The 22,676-nt window shown below is 74.1% G+C and carries 19 protein-coding genes; 5 read left to right on the top strand and 14 right to left on the bottom strand.

Translation table 11 applies throughout. The annotated features are described in order from the left end of the window. The first annotated feature begins 253 nt into the window (after positions 1–253). Positions 254–1,039: an SLATT domain-containing protein gene (locus tag ACFVYI_RS29060; protein ID WP_387891029.1), complete on the top strand. Its 786-nt coding sequence runs from the start codon at positions 254–256 to the stop codon at positions 1,037–1,039. A gap of 90 nt (positions 1,040–1,129) precedes the next feature. On the opposite strand, the gene ACFVYI_RS29055 is transcribed toward ACFVYI_RS29060, so the two are convergent. The 3 genes from ACFVYI_RS29055 to ACFVYI_RS29045 form a co-directional block, all read right to left on the bottom strand. After that, positions 1,130–1,777 carry a hypothetical protein gene (locus ACFVYI_RS29055; protein WP_380572634.1) on the bottom strand — a complete coding sequence of 216 codons (648 nt, stop codon included), beginning with the start codon at positions 1,775–1,777 and terminating at the stop codon, positions 1,130–1,132. Between the two features lie 114 nt (positions 1,778–1,891). Next, complete coding sequence (locus ACFVYI_RS29050) at positions 1,892–2,953, bottom strand: GntR family transcriptional regulator (RefSeq protein ID WP_387891026.1); 1,062 nt, start codon at positions 2,951–2,953, stop codon at positions 1,892–1,894. 158 nt (positions 2,954–3,111) lie between these two features. Next, complete coding sequence (locus ACFVYI_RS29045) at positions 3,112–3,909, bottom strand: carbon-nitrogen family hydrolase (protein WP_387891023.1); 798 nt, start codon at positions 3,907–3,909, stop codon at positions 3,112–3,114. Positions 3,910–4,081: 172 nt separating this feature from the next. On the opposite strand from ACFVYI_RS29045, the gene ACFVYI_RS29040 reads away from it, so the two are divergent. Then, a complete protein-coding gene (locus tag ACFVYI_RS29040; RefSeq protein WP_387891021.1) occupies positions 4,082–4,903 on the top strand; it encodes a maleylpyruvate isomerase family mycothiol-dependent enzyme in 822 nt (273 codons plus the stop codon). 93 nt (positions 4,904–4,996) lie between these two features. On the opposite strand, the gene ACFVYI_RS29035 is transcribed toward ACFVYI_RS29040, so the two are convergent. From ACFVYI_RS29035 to ACFVYI_RS29025, 3 genes are all read right to left on the bottom strand, one after another. Further along, positions 4,997–6,397 carry a nitrate/nitrite transporter gene (locus ACFVYI_RS29035; RefSeq protein ID WP_387891018.1) on the bottom strand — a complete coding sequence of 467 codons (1,401 nt, stop codon included), beginning with the start codon at positions 6,395–6,397 and terminating at the stop codon, positions 4,997–4,999. A 96-nt stretch (positions 6,398–6,493) separates the two neighbouring features. Next, a complete protein-coding gene (locus tag ACFVYI_RS29030; RefSeq protein WP_387891015.1) occupies positions 6,494–7,726 on the bottom strand; it encodes a M64 family metallopeptidase in 1,233 nt (410 codons plus the stop codon). A gap of 184 nt (positions 7,727–7,910) precedes the next feature. Continuing rightward, complete coding sequence (locus tag ACFVYI_RS29025) at positions 7,911–9,143, bottom strand: benzoate/H(+) symporter BenE family transporter (RefSeq protein ID WP_387891013.1); 1,233 nt, start codon at positions 9,141–9,143, stop codon at positions 7,911–7,913. A 214-nt stretch (positions 9,144–9,357) separates the two neighbouring features. Here ACFVYI_RS29025 and ACFVYI_RS29020 point away from each other — a divergent pair, with 214 nt between their 5' ends. Next, positions 9,358–10,308: a hypothetical protein gene (locus ACFVYI_RS29020; protein ID WP_387891011.1), complete on the top strand. Its 951-nt coding sequence runs from the start codon at positions 9,358–9,360 to the stop codon at positions 10,306–10,308. A 76-nt stretch (positions 10,309–10,384) separates the two neighbouring features. Here the strand turns inward: ACFVYI_RS29020 and ACFVYI_RS29015 are convergent, their stop codons facing one another. From ACFVYI_RS29015 to pdhA, 3 genes are read right to left on the bottom strand one after another with little or no spacing between them, the layout of a single operon-like run. After that, positions 10,385–11,809 carry a dihydrolipoamide acetyltransferase family protein gene (locus tag ACFVYI_RS29015; RefSeq protein ID WP_387891008.1) on the bottom strand — a complete coding sequence of 475 codons (1,425 nt, stop codon included), beginning with the start codon at positions 11,807–11,809 and terminating at the stop codon, positions 10,385–10,387. Between the two features lie 14 nt (positions 11,810–11,823). After that, positions 11,824–12,798 carry an alpha-ketoacid dehydrogenase subunit beta gene (locus tag ACFVYI_RS29010; protein ID WP_387891006.1) on the bottom strand — a complete coding sequence of 325 codons (975 nt, stop codon included), beginning with the start codon at positions 12,796–12,798 and terminating at the stop codon, positions 11,824–11,826. Beyond that, the gene (gene pdhA / locus ACFVYI_RS29005) at positions 12,798–13,952 is read right to left on the bottom strand and encodes a pyruvate dehydrogenase (acetyl-transferring) E1 component subunit alpha (RefSeq protein ID WP_387891003.1); all 1,155 of its coding nucleotides are present in this window, start codon (positions 13,950–13,952) and stop codon (positions 12,798–12,800) included. Before pdhA ends, ACFVYI_RS29010 begins: the two co-directional genes overlap by 1 nt. Before the next feature lie 379 nt (positions 13,953–14,331). Here pdhA and ACFVYI_RS29000 point away from each other — a divergent pair, with 379 nt between their 5' ends. Both ACFVYI_RS29000 and ACFVYI_RS28995 read left to right on the top strand, forming a co-directional pair. Then, positions 14,332–14,991 (top strand): response regulator, encoded by a 660-nt coding sequence (locus ACFVYI_RS29000; protein ID WP_387891000.1) that lies wholly within the window; start codon positions 14,332–14,334, stop codon positions 14,989–14,991. A gap of 67 nt (positions 14,992–15,058) precedes the next feature. Beyond that, positions 15,059–16,147, top strand: a complete 1,089-nt coding sequence (locus tag ACFVYI_RS28995) for a phosphotransferase enzyme family protein (protein WP_387890997.1) — start codon at positions 15,059–15,061, stop codon at positions 16,145–16,147. A 9-nt stretch (positions 16,148–16,156) separates the two neighbouring features. Here the strand turns inward: ACFVYI_RS28995 and ACFVYI_RS28990 are convergent, their stop codons facing one another. From ACFVYI_RS28990 to ACFVYI_RS28970, 5 genes are all read right to left on the bottom strand, one after another. Continuing rightward, positions 16,157–17,950, bottom strand: coding sequence for a protein kinase (locus ACFVYI_RS28990; RefSeq protein ID WP_387890994.1), 1,794 nt, complete (start codon positions 17,948–17,950; stop codon positions 16,157–16,159). Positions 17,951–18,061: 111 nt separating this feature from the next. Further along, entirely contained in the window at positions 18,062–19,441 is a 1,380-nt protein-coding gene (locus tag ACFVYI_RS28985; RefSeq protein WP_387890991.1) for a protein kinase, read from the bottom strand. 311 nt (positions 19,442–19,752) lie between these two features. After that, positions 19,753–20,358: a bacterial proteasome activator family protein gene (locus ACFVYI_RS28980; RefSeq protein WP_387890988.1), complete on the bottom strand. Its 606-nt coding sequence runs from the start codon at positions 20,356–20,358 to the stop codon at positions 19,753–19,755. Between the two features lie 176 nt (positions 20,359–20,534). After that, positions 20,535–21,521, bottom strand: coding sequence for a hypothetical protein (locus tag ACFVYI_RS28975; RefSeq protein WP_387890986.1), 987 nt, complete (start codon positions 21,519–21,521; stop codon positions 20,535–20,537). 167 nt (positions 21,522–21,688) lie between these two features. Then, positions 21,689–22,666 carry an NAD(P)H-quinone oxidoreductase gene (locus ACFVYI_RS28970; RefSeq protein ID WP_387890984.1) on the bottom strand — a complete coding sequence of 326 codons (978 nt, stop codon included), beginning with the start codon at positions 22,664–22,666 and terminating at the stop codon, positions 21,689–21,691. Positions 22,667–22,676: the final 10 nt, after the last annotated feature.

Below are 22,676 nucleotides of genomic sequence, written 5' to 3'. Positions count from 1 at the left end.
CGGCATCCGGTGCCCGAATCCGGTAACGATCATTGGCGAAGCGCCCCCATGGTCAGCCATTTGGCGGTAAGAAGTGCTGATGGACAACCGCCGGCCACCGGCCGGTACGCCGTCCCGGGGCACCCACACTCGCCCGGGGGCGCCGTGTGCATCCGATCCGTCGTCCGACGTTTCACGGCCCGTCAGGCCGATGACTTGTCAGGAGGACGCGATGTCAGACCCAGCAGTCCGCCCGCCACAGGGAGCCCCACAGGTGAGCCAGCCGGAAATGCAGCCCGAGGAGAGTGCCTGGGGCAAGGAGATCGGCGAGGAGGACCAGCCCGTCGCCGCAGTCGCGCCCCGGGCCTCCACCCGCCGCCGGGCCGATCTGAGCGCCCGCCAGTTCCCCCTCGGGGACTGGGGCGAGCCCGCCGAGCGACTGGAGGAGCTCTACCGCTGGTCCGAGGAGCGGGCGGTGGAGGCGATCGACTGGTACCGCCGGGACCGGGTCTGGAAGCGCCGCTGGGCCCGTCTGCTGCGGTTCGGCACGGCCGGCTTCGCGGTCGGCGGCGTCACCGCCCCACTGGTGGACCTGACCGGCACGGTGGCGAACGCGACCAGCTGGGGCTACGTCGGACTGGCGCTCGCCGCGGCCTGTTACGGCGCGGACCGGGCGTTCGGGCTGACCTCCGGCTGGATGCGGGACGTCTCCACCGCGCAGGCGCTGCAACGCCGCCTGGAGGCCTTCCAGTTCGACTGGGCGTCGGAGTGCGTGCGGGAGGTGCTCGGCCCCACCGAGGGCACCGCCGGCGAGGCGGCCGAGCGCTGCCTGGGGGTGCTGCGGCGGTTCTGCGAGGACGTCTCGGACATGGTGCGCACCGAGACCTCGGAGTGGATGCTGGAGTTCCGGGCGGGCATGACCCAGCTGCCCACCCAGGCCTCCGGCAGCTGGGGCGGCCGCAGCGAGTCGGGCATCGGCGCCCAGGTGCGGATCCTGCCGCCGCCGGGCACCCGGCCCACCATGCCGCGCCAGCGGCCGCCGGAGGGCCCGCTGCGGTAGCCCGGCCCCGGGCGGCCGTGCGGAGCCCGGGAGCGGAGGCCGCTCCCGGCTCCCGGCGCGCAGGGCTCGGGCCCAGGCTCAGGCTCGGGCTCAGGCGAAGACGATCATCGAGCCCTGGGTGAGGCTGCGGGTGGCCGCCGCGTAGAGGCCCGCCCAGGCGTGCCGCTCCCGGGCGAAGGGGTGCAGGTCGTCCAGCGGCGGGCCGAACGGCTGCTCCAGACCGGTCGGGCCGAGCGGCCTGGTCGGGTCCGGCGGGTTGAGCGGGTCGATGCCCAGCGCCGGCGCGACGGCCTGGAGTTCGCGCAGCAGCCCGTGGCTGGAGCCCAGCGGGCCGCCGGAGGCGAGCAGCGCGTCGTCCACCAGCGGCACCGCGAACTCGATCGGCACGTACGCCCCGGCGTGGTCGAAGTGCCAGACCAGGTGCGAGTGTTCCGCGCTGCTCTCGAACATCTCCAACAGCTGCTCGTAGTCGCCGCCGAGCGCGTCCACCGGCGTGATGTCCAGGCCGGTGAGGCCCAACAAGTAGGCGCGGCGCAGGAAGTGCAGCGAGTCGTAGTCGAAGGCGGCTATCGGTTCGACCGCCCCGCTTATCCCCGGCACGTACTGGTACACCGGCACCTCGGGCAGCCCGTGCGCGGTCAACACGGCGTTGTAGAGCGCGAGATCGTCCCGGAAGGGATTGTCGGGGCTGTGGCTCAGCACGTCCACGAGCGGGACGAGCCAGAGGTCGCAGGCCATGGGCCGGCTCTTCCTCTCCGGGCGGCGGGGTCGTCCGCGCGGGCGGACGACGGATGGACGGGTCGGTGTCCGGACGGTCGGTACAGGGACCGCCCGGGACGACGACCGCCCACCCTACCGGCCCGGCGCGCGGTGCGGGTCGGGCCGCCCCTCCGGCAGTTGGCCGGCCGACGGGTCGGCCGATCGGCGGCCGAAGCGCCCGTACGCCGCCGTGCGCGGCTGCGGCACCAGGCCGAGGCCGAGGCCCAGCTCGCGGCCGAGCTCCCGGCCCAGCTCGCGTTCCCGGCCGCGGCCGGCCTCCGGTGCCCGGAGCGGCTCCGGCCGGCCCACCGGGGTGTCACCGGACTCCCCCTGGCGGGGCCCGCCGCCCGCATCGGAGCCCGCGGACACCGAGGAACCGCCCGGTGCACCGCCCGGCCCACCCGACGGCGCGGGCGCCGGGTCGAGCCCGGCGGCCAGCAGCGACAGCACGCCCACCGACTCCACCGGCTCCCCGGTCAGTCCGGCCAGCACCCGTACGGTGAACAGGTTGTACTCGCAGACGATCCGGTGCGCGCCCGCGAGGTCGTGCCCCTCGATCGCCTCGACCAGCTCGATGTGGCGGTCCCAGCAGACCCCGCCCAGGGTCGGCATCGTCCGCAGGTAGGGCGCGGCGAACATCCAGGACTGCACCCGGAGCCAGTCCAGGTAGTCGCCGATCCGGCGGTTGCCGAGCAGCCCGGCGACCTCCTGCCAGAACCGGCGGTCGCAGCCCACCATCACGTCCAGGTTGCCCGCCCGGACGGCCCGGACCGCCGCGTCCGCCCGGCGGCGCAGCGAGGGCAGCCGGCCCGCGTCCGGCACCGCGGCGCGCACGGCGAGCTGGCGGAAGCAGCTGTCGGTGAGCAGCACCCGGGACTCGAAGATCTCCAGGAAGTCGGCCCAGCCGAACTCGGGCACCGTGAACCCGCGGTGGTGCTCGGCCCGCAGCAGTCCCTGCGCCCCCAGGTCCACCAGCGCCTCGCGGGCCGGGGTCGCGGAGACCCCGTACAGCTCGGCGATCTCCTTGACGGTGAAGTTGCGGCCGGCGGCCAGCCGGCCGGCCATCATCTCCTCGCGCAGCGCGCCGGCGATCTGCTCGCGCAGGCTGTTGCGCTGGATCACGGGGCTGGTGTCGCCTGCGCCGGTGCCGGACATGCGCGCGACCTCCTCGGGCAGGCTCGACGGTCTGCCTCGGGACAGGCCGGCTGAAGAACGGCTGGTAACACGACGATGGCTCATCTTCTCAAAAATGCCGCCGTCCTGTACAAGCCTCCCGTATGCCCCGGAAAGCCACGCTCACCCGCCCCCGGGCGTCACCGCTGAACGGGGGCCGGGATCCCCAGCAGCCGGTCCCGGTGGACCGGGAACTCGGCGCGGGCCTTGGCCACCTCCGCCGGGTCGAACTCCACGGTCAGCACCTCCTCCCCCGCACCCGCCTCGGCCAGCACCCGGCCCCACGGGTCCACCACGATGCTGTGGCCGGCCTGCTCGACCCCGCCGTGCGTCCCGGCGGTGTTGCAGGCCAGCACGTAGGCCTGCTCCTCGACCGCGCGGGCCCGGCTCAGCAGCGTCCAGTGCTCGCGCCGCCGCGCCGGCCAGGCCGCCGGGACCACCAGCAGCTGCGCGCCCGCGTCCAGCAGCGCCCGGAACAGCTCCGGGAAGCGCAGGTCGTAGCAGGTGGCCAGGCCGAGCGTGGCGAAGTCGGTGGCGGCGGTGACGATCTCCTGCCCGGCGCCCATCACCACCGCCTCGCCGCTGTCGAAGCCGAAGCGGTGGATCTTGCGGTAGGTGTGCACCAGCTCGCCGTCCGGGGCGAACAGCAGCGAGGTGTTGTAGATCGGCCCGTCCGGGTCGCGCTCGACGATCGACCCGGCGTGCAGCCAGACCCCGGCCGCCTTCGCGGCGGCGGCCATCGCGTCGGAGGTGGGCCCGTCCAGCGACTCGGCGCCGTCCGACCAGAGGTCGTAGGCGAAACCGCCCAGCGGCCACAGCTCCGGGAGGACGACCAGGTCGGCCCCCTGCTGGGCGCGGACCAGAGCCGCCGCCCGGGCCCGCCGCTCGGCGGGCGGCTCGGCGTCGGAGACCGCGAGTTGGATCAATGAAGCGCGCACAGTACCACCGTCCACGGCAAGAGTCCTACGATCGTCACCCGAAAGCGCTGCCCTGTTCTCACCCGGCAGCGTAACGTGCGGTTAGCGTGTGTGCCCGGAAGCCGGACTTTCCCGTCCGACCCCGAACCAGGGCGCGCGTGGCAAGGCAGCTGACGGAGGGCCGGAGATTCCCGTGACGGACAACCAGACCGTGCAGGCTTACACCGAGGCGTGGACGCAGTCCATCGAATCGATATCGGAGCTGGTGGCCCCTCTCCCCGAGGGCTCCTGGAACCGGGCCACCGAGTGCCCCGGCTGGTCCGTCCGGGACGTCGTCTCGCACGTCATCGCCGTCGAGTCCGAGCTGCTCGGCGACCCGCGCCCGATCCACTCGCTCCCCCGTGATCTGCGCCACGTCACCACCGAGTTCGCCCGCTACATCGAGCTGCCGGTCGACAAGCGCCGCTGCCACACCGCGCTGGAGATGACCGGCGAGCTGGAGTACACGATCATCCGCCGCTCGCGCGCGCTGCGCGGCGCCAAGCAGACCCCGTCCGAGGCGGTCCGCTTCCCGGCCGGGCCGCTCAGCCGCGACCTGCCGTACCACGAGCTGCTGCGGCACCGGGCCTTCGACGTCTGGGTGCACGAGCAGGACCTGCGCCGGGCCCTCGCCGCGCCGGGCAACCTGGACTCCCCGGCCGCGCTGCTCGCCCGCGACGTCCTGCTGGAGGCCCTGCCCAAGGCGGTCGCCCACCGGGCCGGCGCCCCGGCCGGGACGACGCTGGTGGTGGACGTCACCGGCCCGGTCGAGTTCCTGCGCACCGTCCGGGTCGACGACGCCGGCCGCGGCACCGTCGACGAGTCGATCAGCCTCGCCCCCGACGTCCAGCTCACGCTGGACTGGGAGACGTACGTCCGGCTCGCCTGCGGCCGCGGCCGCCCGGGCCCGGTCACCGTCGAGGGCGACCGGGAGCTGGCCTCGCGGGTGCTGGCCAACTTCTCCGTCACGGCCTGACCGGCTCTCCCCGCACGGCCGGAGCGCACGGCGCCCGCCCGCACGGCCCGGGCGGCCGGGCAGGCGGGTGCTCCGGCCGCGGCCGGCCGCTCGTCAGGCCGGGGCCGGCGCGCCCCGCTCCCGCTCGGCGACCTTGCGCCGCAGCCGCAGGATCATCAGGGTGCCCGCCGCCAGCGGCACGTAGAGCCAGCAGAAGGCCCAGCGGAAGGCGTCGGCGGAGTAGGTGTCGCTGCCGGCCGGGCTGAGCGCGTCCAGGAGGACGCCGATGCCGAACAGGGTGATCATCGTGCCGATGAAGCCGCCCATGTTGACGATCCCGGAGGCGGTCCCGAGCCGCTCCACGGGATTGCGCGCCCGGGCGTAGTCCAGCCCGACCAGCGAGGCCGGGCCGTTGCTGCCCATCACCAGGATGATCCCGACCAGCAGCCAGGCCGGCGGGTGTCCGCCCGGCCAGGCCAGCACGAGCGCCCAGCCGAGCCCGGTGGCGGCGATGACGGTGAGCACGATCGGCATCCGGGCCCGGGCGGTGCGGGAGAGCACCCGGCCGAAGAGGAAGCCGAAGGACATGTTGGCGAGCACCAGCAGGGTGAGCAGCCCGCCCGCCCCGGCGCGCGACATGCCCTGGGCCTCCACCAGGTAGGGCAGGCCCCAGAGCAGGCCGAAGGCGTTGCCGGGGAACTGGGTGGTGAAGTGCACCCAGAGTCCGAGCCTGGTGCCGGGCTCGGACCACGCCTGCCGGACCTGCCGGCCGACGCCGGGCCGGGGCGCCACGGGCCCGGACACGAAGGCCCCGGCCGGCAGCGGCGCGCCCGCCGGGGCCTCCCGCAGGAAGAGCGCGACCAGGGCGAAGACCGCGACGCCGAGCAGGGCGATCGCGGTGAAGGTCGGGGTCCAGCCCTCGCGGTGCAGGGCGTCGGCCAGGACGACGGTGGTGACCAGGTTGCCGCCCATCCCGGCGAGACCGGTCAGCTGGGCGACGAACGGGTTCTTCGCGGCCGGGAACCAGCGTGCGGCGATCCGCAGCACGCTGATGAAGGTCATCGCGTCACCGCAGCCCAGCACCGCCCGGGAGGCCAGCGCGGGGGCGAAGGAGGAGGAGAACGCGAAGGCGAGCTGTCCGGCGCTGAGCAGCAGGACGCCGAACAGCAGCACCCGGCGCGGGCCGAAGCGGTCGACCAGCAGGCCCACCGGTATCTGCATCGCCGCGTAGACCAGCACCTGGAGGATCGAGAAGGTGGAGAGCGCGGAGGCACCGATCGCGAAGCGCTCGGCGGCGTCCAGCCCGGCCACCCCGAGGCTGGTCCGGTGGATCACCGCGAGGATGTAGACGCTGACGCCGATGGACCAGGCCAGCCAGGCGGTGCGGCCGCCGGGCGGCGGCGCGACCGCGGGCGGCACCGGCGGCGCGGGAACCGCCGGGGGCGCCGGCTCGGCGGTGGATCGGGGAGCGGGGACGGACAGGGGGCGGGCTGAACTGGCGGGCTCCACGGACATAGTGTGCCCAGATTAGTCATCCCATCATTCGACCCTCAGCCGGGGGTGGCGGGGAGATCGGGGCCGGGGCGGCGGGGGGATCGGGCACGAACCGCCTCAACCGGTGACCGTCCAGGAGACCGACCTGGTCATGTACCGGTCGCGGAAGGCCTCGTCGCGGACCCAGTCGGTGGTGTCCCGGACGGTGGCCGTGACGGTGGCGCTCTGCCCCGGGAGCAGGGTCAGCGCGGCGGTGTCGAGCCAGCTGCGGTCCACCGCCTGCGGCTCCACCGGGACGCCGTCCACCTTCCAGTCCACCTGCAGCCGGCGGCTACCCGCCAGGGGCAGCGGCCGGACCTCCAGCCGGGGGCGGCCGGTCACCTCGCCCGGGGCGGGCACGGGAGTGTCGGTGGGCCGGATCCGGCGGTAGATCTCCTCGATGATCGCCTCCCGCGAGGGCAGGTTGTAGGCGCCGCCGAGGGTGCGCATCACCGAGTCCCGGGTGGGCCGGTAGATCCCGTTGGCGCTGCGGTACGCCCCGACCGTGCCGCCCCCGTCCGGGGACTCCGCGCCCAGCCAGCGCCACCACTTGGTCTGCTTGCGGCGCATGTCGTCGGCGTTCTCGGTGGAGAGGTTGGGGTAGTCGGCGTCGTCCGGGGCGCTGTCGTACTCGTCACCGAGGTCGCCCACGGTGTGCCCTATCTCGTGCTGGATGATCCGCCCGGCGTCCGGGCTGCCGCCGGCCAGGGTGGTCACCCCGGTGCCGCCGGCCCCGCCGTACTCCCTGGAGTTGGCCAGCGCGATCAGGTACTGCGGGCCGTCGCCCTCCCCCGCGTAGCGCGCGGTGGCGGCCTCGTCGGCGCAGAGCAGCCGGGCGGTGCCCTCGCACCAGAAGTGCATGCCGAGCGGGGTCCCGGGGTTGCGGCCCCGGCTCTCGGTCTCGGCGATGCCGGAGTCCGGCGAGACCACTTCGACCCGCCTTATGTTGAAGAACCCCTGGTAGCTGCGGAACGGCTCGATCTCCATCAGGGCGTGCCAGGCCCGGTCGGCCTGCTCGCGGAAGAGCTCCTGCTCGTCGGCGCGGTAGCCGTCGCCGAGCAGCACCAGGGTGATCCGGTTGGCCGGGTCCCCGGTCCGCCTTATGTCGACGGTGGGGGCGGTGCCGGCGGCACGGAGGTCGGCCCGCTGGACGGTGTGGGGCGGCACCGCCCGGTCGGCGGGGGCCCCCGGCCCGATCACACCGAACGGCGAGGGGCCGGCCAGCTCCAGGGCGGCGGGCAGTACGGCGGTGGACACCAGCACGAGCGCGGCCAGACTCCGGACGAGACGGCCAGGGTTGCCAGGCGGCATACGGGTGCGTCCTCGGGGATCCGGTCACCCGGCGTCGCCCGGGTGGTGGACGCGAAGACGTACCCGGCCCGGCGTGTCACCCCCACCGTCCGGCGAAAAAGTCACCGACCTGGCCGAACGACCCGGATCACCCCGGTCATACCTATGAGTCCGATCAGGTGGGTGATCCCTGCTACCCGTGACCTCAGCCGCTCCGCCCCGGCCGGGCCCGGAGCACCAGGTGGGTGCCGAGGCCGAGCAGCAGCCCCCAGAACGCCGAACCGATACCGAGCAGGCTCATCCCGGAGGCGCTGGCCAGGAAGGTCACCACCGCCGCGTCCCGGCCGCGCTCGTCGGCGACGGCCGCGGCCAGACTGCCCTGGAGCGAGGCCAGCAGGGCGACCCCGGCGATCACCGCGATCAGCTCCTTCGGCAGACCGGTGAACAGGCTCACCAGCAGCCCGCCGAAACTGCCCACCAGCAGGTACAGCAGGCCCGCCGACATCCCGGCGACGTAGCGGCGGCGCGGATCGGGGTGGCTCTCCGGCCCGGCGCAGATGGCGGCGGTGATCGCGGCCAGGTTCACCCCCGGCGAGCCGAACGGCGCCAGCAGGACGGAGACCCCGCCGGTGGCCCCGATCAGCAGCCGGTCGTCCGGCCGGTAGCCGAAGGCCCGCATCACACCCAGCCCGGGGGCGTTCTGCGAGGCCAGCGCCACGATGGTGAGCGGCAGCGCCAGACCCACCATGGCCGGCCCCGAGAAGGCGGGCACGGTGAACACCGGCACGGTCGGGCCGCCCGCCCCGAGGTGGACCGGCAGCCCGACGGTGACGGCCGCCAGCACCCCGCCGACCAGCAGGGCGACCGGCACGGCGTACCGCGGCGCCAACCGCTTGGCCAGCACGAAGGCGGCGAAGCTGCCGAGCACCAGGGCGGGCGCGCCGTGGACGGCGCCGAAGATGCCGGCGCCGAAGGAGAACAGGATGCCCGCCAGCATCGCGTTGACGATCCCGGCCGGGATCGCGGCGATCAACCGCCCGAACAGTCCGGTGACCCCGAACAGCGCCACCAGCACCCCGCTCACCAGGAAGGCGCCGACCGCCTCCCGGTAGGGGTACGCGCCGAGGCTGGTCACCAGCAGCGCGGCGCCCGGGGTGGACCAGGCGGTGATCACCGGCGTCCTGGTCCACCAGCTGAGCAGCAGCCCGGTGAGCCCGCTGCCGACGGCCACCGCCCAGATCCAGGAGGCGGTGTGCGCCGTGTCCAGCCGTCCGGCCGAGGCCGCCGCGAGCACCACCACCAGCGGCCCGGAGAACGAGACCACGATGCAGACCAGCCCGGCCAGGAGGGCGGGGAGGGAGGCGTCCCGCCGCAGCGAGCGGCGTTCCTCGGGGGCGGTCCGACGCTCCGCCGAACGGGTTATCAGCTCCTCTGCCATGGCGGCAGTATCGCCGAGCGACCCCCGCCCGCGGGGCGTTCGAAGATTCTCGAAGAACTTTCGCAACCACCTGCAACCACCGACGGGGATGCGCGTCTATACGGATGAAGGCACGGAGAGCGAGACCGGCAGGGCCGGGGGGCGCACCGCGCGAAAGACGCGGAGCCGGTCACCTTCACACACCGTCGGCATCACCACCCTGGGGACTCACATCATGCGCTCGTCCGTTATCTCCGCTTTTGCGAAGAACGCCACCTCGCCCTCCGGCCGCCGCCGGCTCGCCGCCGTCGCCGCCACCGTCGTCCTCGCCGGCTCCGTCCAGCTGATGACCGCCGAGGCCTCCTGGGCCTGCGGCGACGGCAAGGCCGCCGCGGAGGCCAAGCCGGTCACCCCGGCCGCCGCGCACAAGGGCGACCTCACCGCCGGGTTCCACATGACTCCGGACCACCAGAGCATCACCGCCGGCGGCGCCAAGGCCGAGGTCGGCGTCGGAGTCACCAACTTCACCGGCGCCCCGTACGAGAACGTCGCCCCCACGATCGCGATCTTCAACGAGAAGGGCTCCACCCGGCTGGAGGACTTCACGATCGAGGCGGCCACCGGCGGCGGCTGGAAGAAGCTCTCCCTCCGGCACGGCTGCGACCCGACGATCATCGCGGACACCAGCTCGCTCAAGGTCAAGCAGCTCAACGACGGCCGGGCCGAGAACTTCATGTTCCGGGTCTCCGTCTCGGCGAACGCCGCCGCGGACCTGAAGGACTTCACCGTCTACGTCGGCGGCAAGGCCGACGGCTACCCCGTGGAGTCCGGGGGCTCCCACTCCTACTCGGTGGTCCGCACCGCCGCCCCGGCCAAGCCCGCCACCCCCGCGAAGCCCAGCGCCAAGCCGACCACCGCCGCCAAGCCCGCCGCGCCCAAGCCGACCGCCTCCAGCACCGCCAAGCCCGCCCCCGTGACCGACCGGACCTCGGCCGGCACCCCGGCCGCCGCACCGGCCGCCCCCACCGCCGGCGCACCGGCCCCCACCGCACCGGCCGGCACCCCCGAGCTCGCCCAGACCGGCGCCGAGGCCCGCAACGGCTTCCTCGCCGCCTCCTCCGCCGCCTTCGTCGCCCTCGGCGCGGGCGTCCTGATCGCCGTGCGCCGGCTGCGTCCCCAGCGCTGACCGACGCCCGGGAACCGAAGGGGCCCCGCCCCGCACCAGTGGTGCGGAGCGGGGCCCCTTCCTCCGTTCCGGCCGGTCAGCCCCAGGTGATCAGGCGCTTGGGGCGCTCCAGCAGCGCGGCGATGTCGGCCAGCACCTTGGAGCCCAGTTCGCCGTCCACCAGGCGGTGGTCGAAGGAGAGGGCCAGCGTGGTGACCTGGCGCGGCACCACCTTGCCCTTGTGCACCCACGGCAGCTCCCGGACCGCGCCGAAGGCGAGGATCGCGGCCTCGCCCGGGTTGAGGATCGGGGTGCCGGTGTCGACGCCGAAGACGCCGACGTTGGTGATGGTGACGGTGCCGCCCTGCATGTCGTTCGGCGAGGTCTTGCCCAGCCGGGCGGTGTCGATCAGCTCGCCGAGCGAGACCGCCAGGCCGGACAGCGTCTTGGCGCCCGCGTCCTTGATGTTGGGGACGATCAGGCCGCGCGGGGTGGCCGCGGCGATGCCGAGGTTCACCTGGCCCCTGATGACGATCTCCTGGGCCGCCTCGTCCCACTGGGCGTTGATCTCGGGATGCCGCTTGATCGCGGTCAGCAGCGCCTTGGCGACCAGCAGCAGCGGGCTGACCCGGACGTCTCGGCCCAGCTCGCCGCTCTCCTTGAGCCGGCGGACGAACTTCATCGTGCGGGTGACGTCGACCTGGACGAACTCGGTGACGTGCGGGGCGGTGAAGGCCGAGGCCACCATCGCCTGCGCGGTCGCCTTGCGGACGCCCTTGATCGGCACCCGGACGTCGCCGGTGGTGGCGGTCGCCACCGACACCGACTCCGCCGGGGCCGCCGGGGCCGCCACGACCGGCCCGGCCACCGGCGCCGTGACGGCGGCCGCCGCGGCGGCGTGCGCGTGCACGTCCTCGCGGGTGACCACGCCGTCCCGGCCGGTCGGCGTGACGGCCCGCAGGTCGACACCGAGGTCCTTGGCGAGCTTGCGCACCGGCGGCTTGGCCAACGGCCGGTCACCGGTGGGCTGTTCCGGCACCACCGGGGCGGCGACGGGGGCCGGCACGGCGGCCGGGGCCGGGGCGGGCACAGCCGGGGTCGCGGCGACCACGGTGGTCGTGGTGGTCCGGCGGGCCCGGCGCTGGGTGCCGCCGGTCCGCGGTCCGTAGCCGACCAGCACCTCGCGCCGGGCGGGCTCGGCCTCGGCGGGCGCGGCCACCGGCGCCACCGGGGCGGCCGCGGCCGGCGCGACGGCGCCCGCCTCCCCCGCCACCGCGACCGAGATGATCACGGTGCCGACGTCGACCGTCGCGCCCTCCGGGAAGAACAGCTGCTCGACGACCCCGTTGAACGGGATCGGCAGCTCCACGGCGGCCTTGGCGGTCTCCACCTCGCAGACGACCTGGCCGTCCGTCACGGTGTCGCCGGGTTTGACGTACCAGCTGAGGATCTCGGCCTCGGTGAGGCCCTCGCCCACGTCGGGCATCTTGAACTCGCGGAGCGAGCGAACTTCGGTGGTCATCTTCGCTCCCCGGTTCAGTACGCGAGCGCGCGGTCGACGGCGTCGAGCACGCGGTCCAGGTCCGGCAGGAAGGCTTCCTCGACCCGGGACGGCGGGTACGGCGCGTGGTAGCCGCCGACCCGCAGGATCGGCGCCTCCAGGTGGTAGAAGCACCGCTCGGTCAGCCGGGCGGCCAGCTCGGCGCCCATGCCCAGGAAGACCGGCGCCTCGTGCACCACGATGCCGCGGCCGGTCCGCTTGACCGACTCCTCCAGGGTGGCGAAGTCCACCGGGGAGAGCGAGCGCAGGTCGACGACCTCCAGCCGGCGGCCGTCCTCCTCGGCGGCCGCGGCGGCCTCCTGGCAGACCTTGACCATCGGCCCGTAGGCGATCAGCGTCGCGTCCGCGCCGGGGCGCACGATCCGGGCGTCGTACAGGCCCAGGTCGGCGGCGTCGCCGACCTCGCCCTTGTCCCAGTACCGGCGCTTGGGCTCCAGGAAGATCACCGGGTCGTCCGACTCGATGGCCTGGCGCAGCATCCAGTGCGCGTCGTGCGCGCTGGAGGGCGAGACCACCCGCAGACCGGCGGTGTGCGCGAAGTACGCCTCGTGCGACTCGCTGTGGTGCTCGACCGCGCCGATGCCGCCCGCGTACGGGATGCGGATGGTGACCGGCATCTTGACGTGCCCGAGCGCGCGGGCGTGCATCTTGGCGAGCTGGGAGACGATCTGGTCGAAGGCCGGGTAGACGAACCCGTCGAACTGGATCTCCACCACCGGGCGGTAGCCGCGCAGCGCGAGGCCGATCGCGGTGCCGACGATGCCGGACTCGGCGAGCGGGGAGTCGATCACCCGGCTGTCGCCGAAGTCCTTCTGCAGGCCGTCGGTGATCCGGAAGACGCCACCGAGCTTGCCGATGTCCTCGCCCATCAGGAGCGTCTTCGGGTCGTTCTCCAGCGACTTGCGCAGCGCCTCGTTGAGCGCCTTCGCGATGCTGAGCTGACCGGCCATCAGAGGTTCTCCCCCGCCTCGAAGGAGGCCGCGTACTCGACGTACTCGGCCCGTTCCTCATCGACCAGCGTGTGCGGCTCGGCGTAGACGTGGTCGAAGATCAGGGTCGGGTCCGGGTCCGGCATGGTGCGCACGCCCTCGCGCACCCGCAGCCCCAGCTGCTCGCTCTCGGCCTCGATCGAGGCGAAGAACTCCGCGTCGGCCAGGCCCTCCTTCTCCAGGAGCGCCTTGAGCCGGGTGATCGGGTCCTTGGCCTTCCAGGCCTCGGTCTCCTCGGACGGACGGTAGCGGGTCGGGTCGTCGGAGGTGGTGTGCGCGCCCATCCGGTAGGTGAACGCCTCGATCAGCACCGGTCCGTTGCCGCTGCGGGCGTGGTCGAGCGCCCAGCGGGTGACCGCCAGGCAGGCCAGCACGTCGTTGCCGTCGACCCGGACGCCCGGGAAGCCGAAGCCGGAGGCGCGGCGGTACAGCGGGATCTTGGTCTGGGTGGTGGTGGGCTCGGAGATCGCCCACTGGTTGTTCTGGCAGAAGAAGACCACCGGGGCGTTGTAGACCGAGGCGAAGGTGAAGGCCTCGTTGACGTCGCCCTGGCTGGAGGCGCCGTCGCCGAAGTAGGCGATCACCGCGTCGTCCGCGCCGTCCTTGGTGATGCCCATCGCGTAGCCGGTGGCGTGCAGGGTCTGCGCGCCGATCACGATGGTGTACAGGTGGAAGTTCTTCTCGTTCGGGTCCCAGCCGCCGTGGTTCACGCCGCGGAACATGCCGAGCAGGTTCAGCGGGTCCACGTCGCGGCACCAGGCCACGCCGTGCTCGCGGTAGGTGGGGAAGGCGTAGTCGCCGGTGCGCATGGCCCGCCCGGAGCCGACCTGGGCCGCCTCCTGGCCGAGCAGCGAGGCCCACAGGCCCAGCTCGCCCTGGCGCTGCAGCGCGGTGGCCTCGGCGTCGAACCGGCGCACCAGCACCAGGTCGCGGTAGAGGGCGCGCAGCTCCTCCGGGGTGGTGGTGAGCGGGTAGTCCGGGTGCTCGACCCGCTCTCCTTCCGGGGTGAGCAGCTGTACGAGCTCCGGCTGGGCGTCCGTACCCGTGGCGCGGAGGGTGTCAGGGACGCCGGGGGCCGCCTTCTTGCGGGCCCTCGCCGTGCTTTTGACGGTCACGTTCACTCCTCGGTCTGTCCGGCCGCCCGGGGTCGCCGGTGACCGGTCCGGTCACCGCCTCGCGGGGCGCGCGTGGGTGTGCGCACCGGCTGCAAGGCAGGTGGTGATCCTGTTCCGACGGCGTCCCTCACGAGAACGTTACCCAGCGGCAGCCCTTGGCGCGCTTGCGCTAGGACGTCCTACTTGTTCAGGGCCTACAACTGCGGGTGTGGCGCAGCTCTCAATTCGGTCGCCTTCAGGACACCTGCGCACGTTATCCGGGCGGAGCCCCGTTCGTAAGGGGGTTACCGGTATCGCTTTCCGGCGCTCTGGCCGGATAGCGCTGCTGCGGCGGTGCGCGCAATAGGTCTTTCCTACGGTGATATGGGAGGCTTTGCGCGTGACTGATAACGGACAAATCAGGGTATTCCTGCTCGACGATCACGAGGTGGTCAGGCGGGGCGTCCACGATCTTCTCTCGGTCGAGGACGACATCGAGGTGGTCGGCGAGGCCGGCACCGCCGCCGAGGCCATCACCCGGATCCCCGCCGTACATCCCGACGTCGCGGTACTCGACGTCCGGCTGCCGGACGGCAACGGCGTCGAGGTCTGCCGGGAGATCCGCTCCCGGCTGCCGGAGATCAAGTGTCTGATGCTGACCTCGTTCTCGGACGACGAGGCGCTGTTCGACTCGATCATGGCGGGCGCCTCCGGCTACGTGCTGAAGGCGATCCGCGGCACCGACCTGATCGCCGCCGTCCGGGACGTCGCGGCCGGCAAGTCGCTGCTCGACCCGGTGGCCACCAGCCGGGTGCTGGCCCGGCTGCGCGACGGCGGCGAGAAGGAGGACGAACGACTGTCCCAGCTCACCAAGCAGGAGCGCCGCATCCTCGATCTGATCGGCGAGGGGATGACCAACCGTCAGATCGGCAACGAGCTGCACCTGGCCGAGAAAACGGTCAAGAACTACGTCTCCAGTCTGCTCGCCAAGATGGGCATGGAGCGACGCACCCAGGCCGCCGCCTTCGTGGCCCGGCACCAGGCGGACCAGCAGCACTGAAAGCCGGATGCATCACAGATCTGACGGTTTGTCAAGGACCCCCGCCAGGGGGCCCTAACCTCAGCCTGTGACTTTCAGCCAGACCCTCGCCTGTGCCCCGGCCCGCCCCGACCTCACCGCACCGCCGATAGGGACCCTCAGCCCGCCCGTCCCCCACCTCGCGCTGGCCGAGGTCCTGCGCCGCTACCGGGTGGGGCGGCTGCTCACCGCCGAACCGGTCGCCGAGGGCCTGTTGAACCGGGGCTACCGGGTCACCACCGAGGCCGGGACGTACTTCCTGAAGTGCTACGTCGACGCCGCCACCGCGCACCGCGGTTCGATCGCCGACCACCACCGCGCGATGGCCGCGCTGGACGCCCTCGGACTGCCCGTCGCTCCCCCGCTGGCCTGTGCCGAACGCTCCGTCACGGTGGCCGCGTTCGGCGGCCGGCTGTTCGCGCTCTTCCCCTGGGTCGATGGCCGACACCGGCACGGCGGCGACCTCTCCCTACCGCAGTGCGACGCGCTCGGCGCGCTGCTCGGGCGACTGCACGGCGCACTCGACGACGTCTGCGCCCCGGTCCCGCAACCCGCCGGCTACCGCACCGCCGACCCGCTGGACAGTGCCCGGCTCGCCCGCGACCTGCGGCTGAGCGCCCGCGAACAGCGCCCGTACGGCGAGCTGGACGCGCTGGTCGAGCAGCGCCTCACCGAACGGCTCGACCTGCTCGCCGAGTACGCCCACCGCCGGCCGGCCCCGCAGGCCGCCCCGCCCACCGGCTGGACGCACGGGGACTTCCACGGCCTCAACCTGCTGCACGAGGGCGGCCGGATCGCGGCCGTCCTGGACTGGGACAAGCTCGGCCCGCAGCCGCGCGCCGAGGAGGCCGTCCGCGCCGCCACCCTGGTCTTCAACGACCGGACGTCGGGAGCGCTCGACCTCGTCCGGGTCCGGCACTACTCGCAGGCCTACCGGGCCACCGGGGCCGCCACCGCGGAGCACCTGGCCGCGGCCGCCCACCGGGTCTGGTGGGAGCGGCTCAACGACTTCTGGATGCTCCAGTGGCGCTACCAGCGGGCCGACCACCGGGCCGACCCGCTCTACCCCGCCTCGGCGGGCCAGCTGGCCTGGTGGTGCCAGGAGTACGAACAGGTGCTGGACGCCTTCGCCAACTGACCCCGCCGGTCAGCCGCCGGTACCGGGCGGGGTGGTCCCACCGCCGCCGCCCGGCGGCTGGGTGACCGGCGGCTTCGTGGCCGGCGGCGGCTGGGTGCCCGTCGCGCCGCCGCTCTGCGTGCCGGTGGCCCCGCCCGCCGGCGTCGTGCTGGCACCGCCGGTGGGCGTCGTGCTGGTCGTCGCGGTGGCGCTCGCCGACTTGGTCCCGGTGGGCGACGGCGTCGTGCTCGGCGAGTGCTTGCCGGAGGGCACGCTGGGCGCCGGGCTCTGGTTGTTGTTGTTCGTGGTGTCGGTCGGCTGCTGCGGCTTCCGGGTGTTCTGGGTGACCGGCGCCGAGGTCGGGCTGCTCCCACCGGTGGTGGGCGTGCCGGTCTCGGGCGAGGTGGTCGAGGAAACGGACGGCGTGGGCGCCGGGGTGGGGGTGTGGCCCCCGCCGTTGCCACCGCTGAGCGCGAGTGCGATGCCGACACCGGACGCGACGAGCACCGCCGCGACGCCGGCCACCCAGCCCCAGGGGCCGCGCCGCCGCCGATCGTCGTCCCCGTCGTCGCCACCGCCGCCCGAGCCGTCGTGACCGCCGCCGTACGGCCCACCGGCCCCCGGGTAGGGCGCGGACGGGGTGTGCGGGCCGCCGGGCACCTGGTACGGCAGCACCGTGGTCGAGTCGCCAGGGCCGCCGACACCGGCGCCGAGCACGGCCGTCTCGTCGGTGCCGATCATCGGGGTGGCCCCGCTGTGGCCCTGGCCCGCGGCCGCCAGCCCGGCCGCCGCGGCGCCCGCCGCCCAGGCCCCGCCGGCGCCGTGCATCTCGCGCAGCGCGTGCTGGAGGTGGGCGCGGAACTCGTCGGCGTCCTGGAAGCGGTCGTCCGGGTTCTTGGCGAGCGAGCGCAGCACCAGCGGGTCGAGCGCGGCCGGCACCCGCCCGTTGACCTGCGCCGGCGGCACCGGCATGTCCTGCACGTGCTGGTAGACCACCGAGAGCGGGGTGTCGCCGGTGAACGGCGGGCGCAGCGTGAGCAGCTCGTAGAGCATGCAGCCGGCCGCGTACAGGTCGGAGCGGTGGTCGACCGGCTTGCCGAGGGCCTGCTCGGGCGAGAGGTACTGCGGGGTGCCCATGACCATGCCGGTCTGGGTCATGGTGCTGGCGGTGCCGGTCAGCGCGCGGGCGATGCCGAAGTCCATCACCTTGACCGCGCCGGTGGTCGTGATGATGACGTTGGCGGGCTTGATGTCGCGGTGCACGATGCCGTGCCGGTGGCTGTAGGCGAGCGCCTCCAGCACCCCGGCGATGATGATCAGCGCCTGGTCGACCGGCGGCGCCTCCTCGTCCACCAGCAGCTCGCGGACGGTCCGGCCCTCGACCAGCTCCATCACGATGTAGGGCGTCGACTCGTCGCCGACGTACTCCTCGCCGGTGTCGTAGACCGCGACGATCGAGTGGTGGTTGAGCGCCGCGACGGCGTGTGCCTCCCGGGTGAAGCGCAGCCGGGCGATGTCGTCCTGGGCGAGTTCGGGGCGCAGCAGCTTGACGGCGACGGTCCGGCCGAGCCGGACGTCCTGGGCGGCGAAGACCTCGGCCATGCCACCGCGGCCGAGCCGGTGGGTCAGCCGGTAGCGGCCGTCCCCGACCGTGCCGAGCGGGGCCGCGGTGCCCCGGCCGGGGGTCTGCGGGCCGCCGCCGAACGGCGGGAGTGCGGAGGTGGCGGCGCTGTCGCTGCCGGGCTCGGGCATCCTGCGGGCTCCGCCGGCCGAACCGGCCGCGCGGGCACCCTCGTCGTCGTCCGGCTGCTGCGTCTGTGCCATCGCTCCTCGCCCCGGGCGTTCGCTCGGATCGCGGTGCCCTGTCGCTTCGTGTCCCCGAACGCTACCGCCTCCGGACTTCCCCCGTAGCACGCCCGATCCGGGCGGAACGCGTCAGAGCAGGCCATTCCGGTCGGGCAGGTCGTCCAGGTGCAGAACGGTCGCGGGCCGCTCGGCGGACCGGGAGCTCTTGGTGTCCTTCTCCGCCTTGGTCACCACGATGGCGATGATGATGATCGCGAGGACGATCACGCCGATGATGATGCCGACGATCACCAGTGCGGTGGAGCAGCCGCCGCTGTTCGACGCGGGAGCCGGCTGGAACTGCGTCGGCATCGGCTGGGGCGGCGGGGTGTGCGCCTGCGGCGGGAAGTGCTGCGGGGCCTGGAAGGCCGGCGGCGGGGTCTGGTACTGCTGCGGGAAGGGCTGCGGCGTGTGCGGGTGCTGCGGCGGCGGGGTCTGGAACGCCGGCGGCGGCGTCCGGTACTGCTGCTGGAACGGCTGCGGGGTCTGCGGAGCCTGCGGGGCGGGCGGCGCGGCGTGCACCGAGCGCGGGCCGTCCGTGATCACCAGCGGCGAGCTGGCGGCCAGCTGGTTGCCGTTGCCGCCGCCCTTCTCCGCCGCGATCAGCCGCTCCGCCTCGTCGCGCATGGCCGCCGCGCTCGGGAAGCGGTGCGCCGGGTCCTTGCGCAGCGCCTGGGCGACGAAGGCGTCCACCGCCGGGCTGACCGTCCGGTTGACGGTGGACGGAGCCGAGGGCTCCTCCTGGACGTGCTTGTAGGCGATCGAGAACGCCGAGTCGCCGTCGAAGACCAGCTGGCCGGTGAGCATCTCGAAGAGCATCACGCCGACCGAGTAGAGGTCGGAGCGGGCGTCCACCGGCTTGCCGAGCGCCTGCTCGGGCGAGAGGTACTGCGGGGTGCCGACCACCATGCCGGTCTGGGTCATCGAGGTGACCCCGGACTCCAGCGCGCGGGCGATGCCGAAGTCCATGACCTTGATGTTGCCCTTGCGGTCGAACATCACGTTGCCGGGCTTGATGTCGCGGTGCACCAGGCCCTGGTCGTGCGAGGCCTCCAGCGCGTTCAGCACGCCGACGGTGACCCGCAGCGCCTCCTCGGTGGGCATCGCGCCGTACTGCGCGACCGCCTCGTTGATCGCGTCGCGCAGACCCTTGCCGTCGACCAGCTGCATCACGATGTACGGGGTGGTGGAGCCGTCGGCGGCGACGTCCTCGCCGCTGTCGTAGACCGTGACGATGTTGGCGTGCTCCAGCCGGGCCACGGCCTGCGCCTCGCGGCGGAACCGCTCCTTGAAGGACTCGTCGCGCCCGAGCTCGGCGTGCATGCTCTTCAGCGCGACCGAGCGGCCGAGCACGTTGTCGTAGGCGAGGTGCACGGAGGCCATGCCGCCCTCACCCAGCACCCGCTGCAGCACGTACCTGCCGTTGCCCAGGGATTGGCCCTCGACCGCCGCGTTGCCGTGCTCGCTCATGGTCCTCTGCTCCCCCTCGGCGCGGTCGTGCCGCCGCAACCGTGACGTTCGGTCTCGTCCGTGCGTGGTCGGGCCCGGTTTCGTGGCCCGCCCGACCCCTGTCGCGGCGCTCGCCCGGCCTGCGACAGGGGCCCAGGGTATCGGCTCGCGGCGACAGTGATCGGCGCAGGGCCGACACTGTGTCCGAGCCGCGACCCACGACCGGGCGGTAGTGGGTCGGTCGTACGTTCGGCACCGGATCGTGGCGGTACGTCCGATACCGGGCGGCCGGCACGGGCCCCGCGGCGCTCCCCGCGGGGCCGGTGGCGGGCCTACAGGTACGGCCCGGAGCGGATGCCGCGGCCCTCGCCGGGCTCGTCGCCCTCCTGGTCGGCGCCGTGCAGGCCGGGCGGCAGCGCCCGGCGCATCTGCTCCAGCTGCGCGCGCGCCGCCATCTGCTGGGCGAACAGCGCGGTCTGGATGCCGTGGAACAGCCCCTCCAGCCAACCCACCAGCTGCGCCTGCGCGATCCGCAGCTCGGCCTCGGTCGGGATGGTGTCCTCGGTGAAGGGGAGCGAGAGCCGCTCCAACTCCGCGACCAGTTCGGGGGCCAGGCCGAGCTCCAGCTCCTTGATGGAGCTGGCGTGGATGTCCTTCAGGCGGACCCGGCTGGCCTCGTCGAGAGGCGCCGCCCGGACCTCCTCCAACAGCTGCTTGATCATGCTGCCGATCCGCATGACCTTGGCCGGCTGCTCCACCATCTCGGTCACCGGGAGCTCGCGCGGCCCCTCACCGTCGTCCTGGGTCGAACCGGCGAACCCCTGACCCACGGGCAGCCCGTCCGGTCCGACGATCAGCACCTTCTGGCCGTCCTGCGACTGCCCGCCCATGGCCTGGTACAGCTCCTGCGGCGAGCGCTCGTTCATCGGATTCGTCATGAACAACATTCTCCCTCACTGGGGTTGGTCGGGCGGAAACCCCCGACCGCACCACCGCGCCCGCACCGCCGCCACCGACCGACGTCACCGCGACACTTCCGGGCCCGACGCTACGCCCCCGCGCGGGAGCCCGGCATCCGTACGGATACTCAGTTCGCGCGGGGCCGCGGGCCGGCTCAGCCCTTGCGCAGGCGCAGGCCGATCAGCCCCAGGCCGCAGCCGATCAGGCCGAGGCCGGCGCCCAGCGGGAGCTGGAGCGTGGAGGCGTCGTGCCAGCGGGCGGGCAGCACCGCCGGGACGGCTCCGGCGGCCTGCTGGGCGGTCGCCCCGGCCGCCACGGTGGCGCCGTCCGGTACGGCGTCCTCGGCCGGCGCGGTGGTCTCCGGCGTACCGGGGTCCGCGTCCGGGGCGGCCTGTTCGGCCTCGACCGGCTGCTCCGGCCCCCGCGCCGGTCGGCGCTCGGCGGCCCGCTCGGGGACTCGCTCGGGGGCCGAGGCCGGTCGGTGCCGGTGGCCGTCCTCGGCCCGACCGGCCCAGGGCCCGCCGGCCGCCGGCCCGGGGCGGGGGCGCCCGTTCTGGTGCTGCGGCGCCGCGGCGGCCCCCGGGGGCAGGGCCGGCGGGGCGGCCGGCTGCGCGCTCGGGGGCGGCGGTGTGCCGGTCGGCGCCGGCGGCGTGCTCGGCGCCGGCACCGCGACCGGCGCGGCCGACGGCTCCGGTGCGGGAGTCGGAACCGGGGTCGGCTCCGGCGCCGGAGCGGCGGAGGCCGGGGGCGACGCTTCGGAGGATGCCTGGCCGGCCCCGGCGGAGGGCGACCCGGACCGGCCGGGGCCGCTCGGCACCGGAGCGGCCGGGGCCGGCGGACCGGGCTCGGACGACGCGGCCGGCTCGGACGGGTCCGCCGACGGCGCGGCGAGCGCGGTGGAGGTCTCCGGCCCGGCGGCGGCCTCCCGGGGACCGGTCGGCCGGTCCACCACGGCGGCCGGCGCCGGCGGCGCGACGACCAGCGGCAGGGCGAGGCCGAGCACCGCCACCGCCAGCAGCCGCCGCAGTCGGCGGTCGCCGCGACGGGCCCGGCGAGCGCCGGTACCGGCCCGGTCCCGGGTACGGCCGTGGGAGGGCGCGGCGGGCAGCGGCCCGAGGAACGCGTTCGAAGGTGCGGCCACGGTCGAGGTCCTTCCGACGGCCGACCGCGCACGGGCGGGGTCGGCGGCGGGACAGCTCCGGACCAGCGTCACACAATCGGGCATTCCGGGCATTTCGAACGGCTGTGCACCAACCGCCCGGCCGGACCACGGCCTCCGCCCCCGCCCCGGGCAGCCCCGGCCGGGCCTCAGGCCCGCAGCACCACCTTGCCGACCTGCTCGCCGTTCTCCAGCGCCCGGTGTCCGGCGGCCGCCTCGGCCAGCGGCAGCACCCGGTCGATCACCGGCCGGACCAGACCCGACTCGACCAGCGGCCAGACGTGCTCGCGCACCGCCGCCACGATCGCGGCCTTCTCCGCCAGCGGCCGCCCGCGCAGATTGGTCGCGATCACCGCGCCGCGCTTGCGCAGCAGCGTGTTGAGGTTGATCTCGCCCTGCACCCCGCCCTGCAACCCGATGATCACCAGCCGGCCGTTGACCGCCAGCGCGTCCACGTTCCGCTGCAGGTACGCCGCCCCCATGAGGTCCAGGATCACGTCCGCCCCGGCGCCGCCGGTGGCCTCCCGGAGCACCTCGACGAAGTCCTGCTCGCGGTAGTTGATCATGATGTCGGCGCCCAGCTCGGCGCACCGGGCCAGCTTCTCGGCGCTGCCCGCCGTCACCGCCACCCGGGCCCCGACCGCCTTGGCCAGCTGGATCGCCATCGTCCCGATGCCGCTGGCCCCGCCGTGCAGCAGCACCGTCTCCCCCGGCCGCAGGTGCGCGACCAGGAAGACGTTGGACCACACCGTCGCGGCGACCTCCGGCAGCGCGGCGGCCTGCTCCAGGTCGAGCCCCTTCGGCACCGGCAGCAGCTGCCCGACCGGCACCGCGACCCGCTGCGCGTAGCCGCCGCCGGCCAGCAGCGCGCAGACCTCGTCGCCGACCCCCCAGCCGGCCACCCCGGACCCGAGGGCGACGATCCGCCCCGAGCACTCCAGGCCGGGGTAGGGCGAGCTGCCGGGCGGCGGGTTGTAGAAACCCTGCCGCTGGAGCAGATCGGCCCGGTTGACGGCGGTCGCCGCCACCTCGACCAGGACCTCGCCGTCACCGGGCACCGGGTCCGGCACCTCGGCCCAGACCAGCGCCTCGGGCCCACCGGGTTCAGGAATCGTCATCGCATGCATGACCCGAAGC

The sequence above is a fragment of the Kitasatospora sp. NPDC058218 genome, from assembly GCF_042882445.1.
In the GTDB taxonomy this organism is placed as follows: Bacteria; Actinomycetota; Actinomycetes; order Streptomycetales; family Streptomycetaceae; genus Kitasatospora.
Note: the sequence above shows the minus strand (reverse complement) of the source record. Positions and strands in the feature narration are given on the sequence as shown.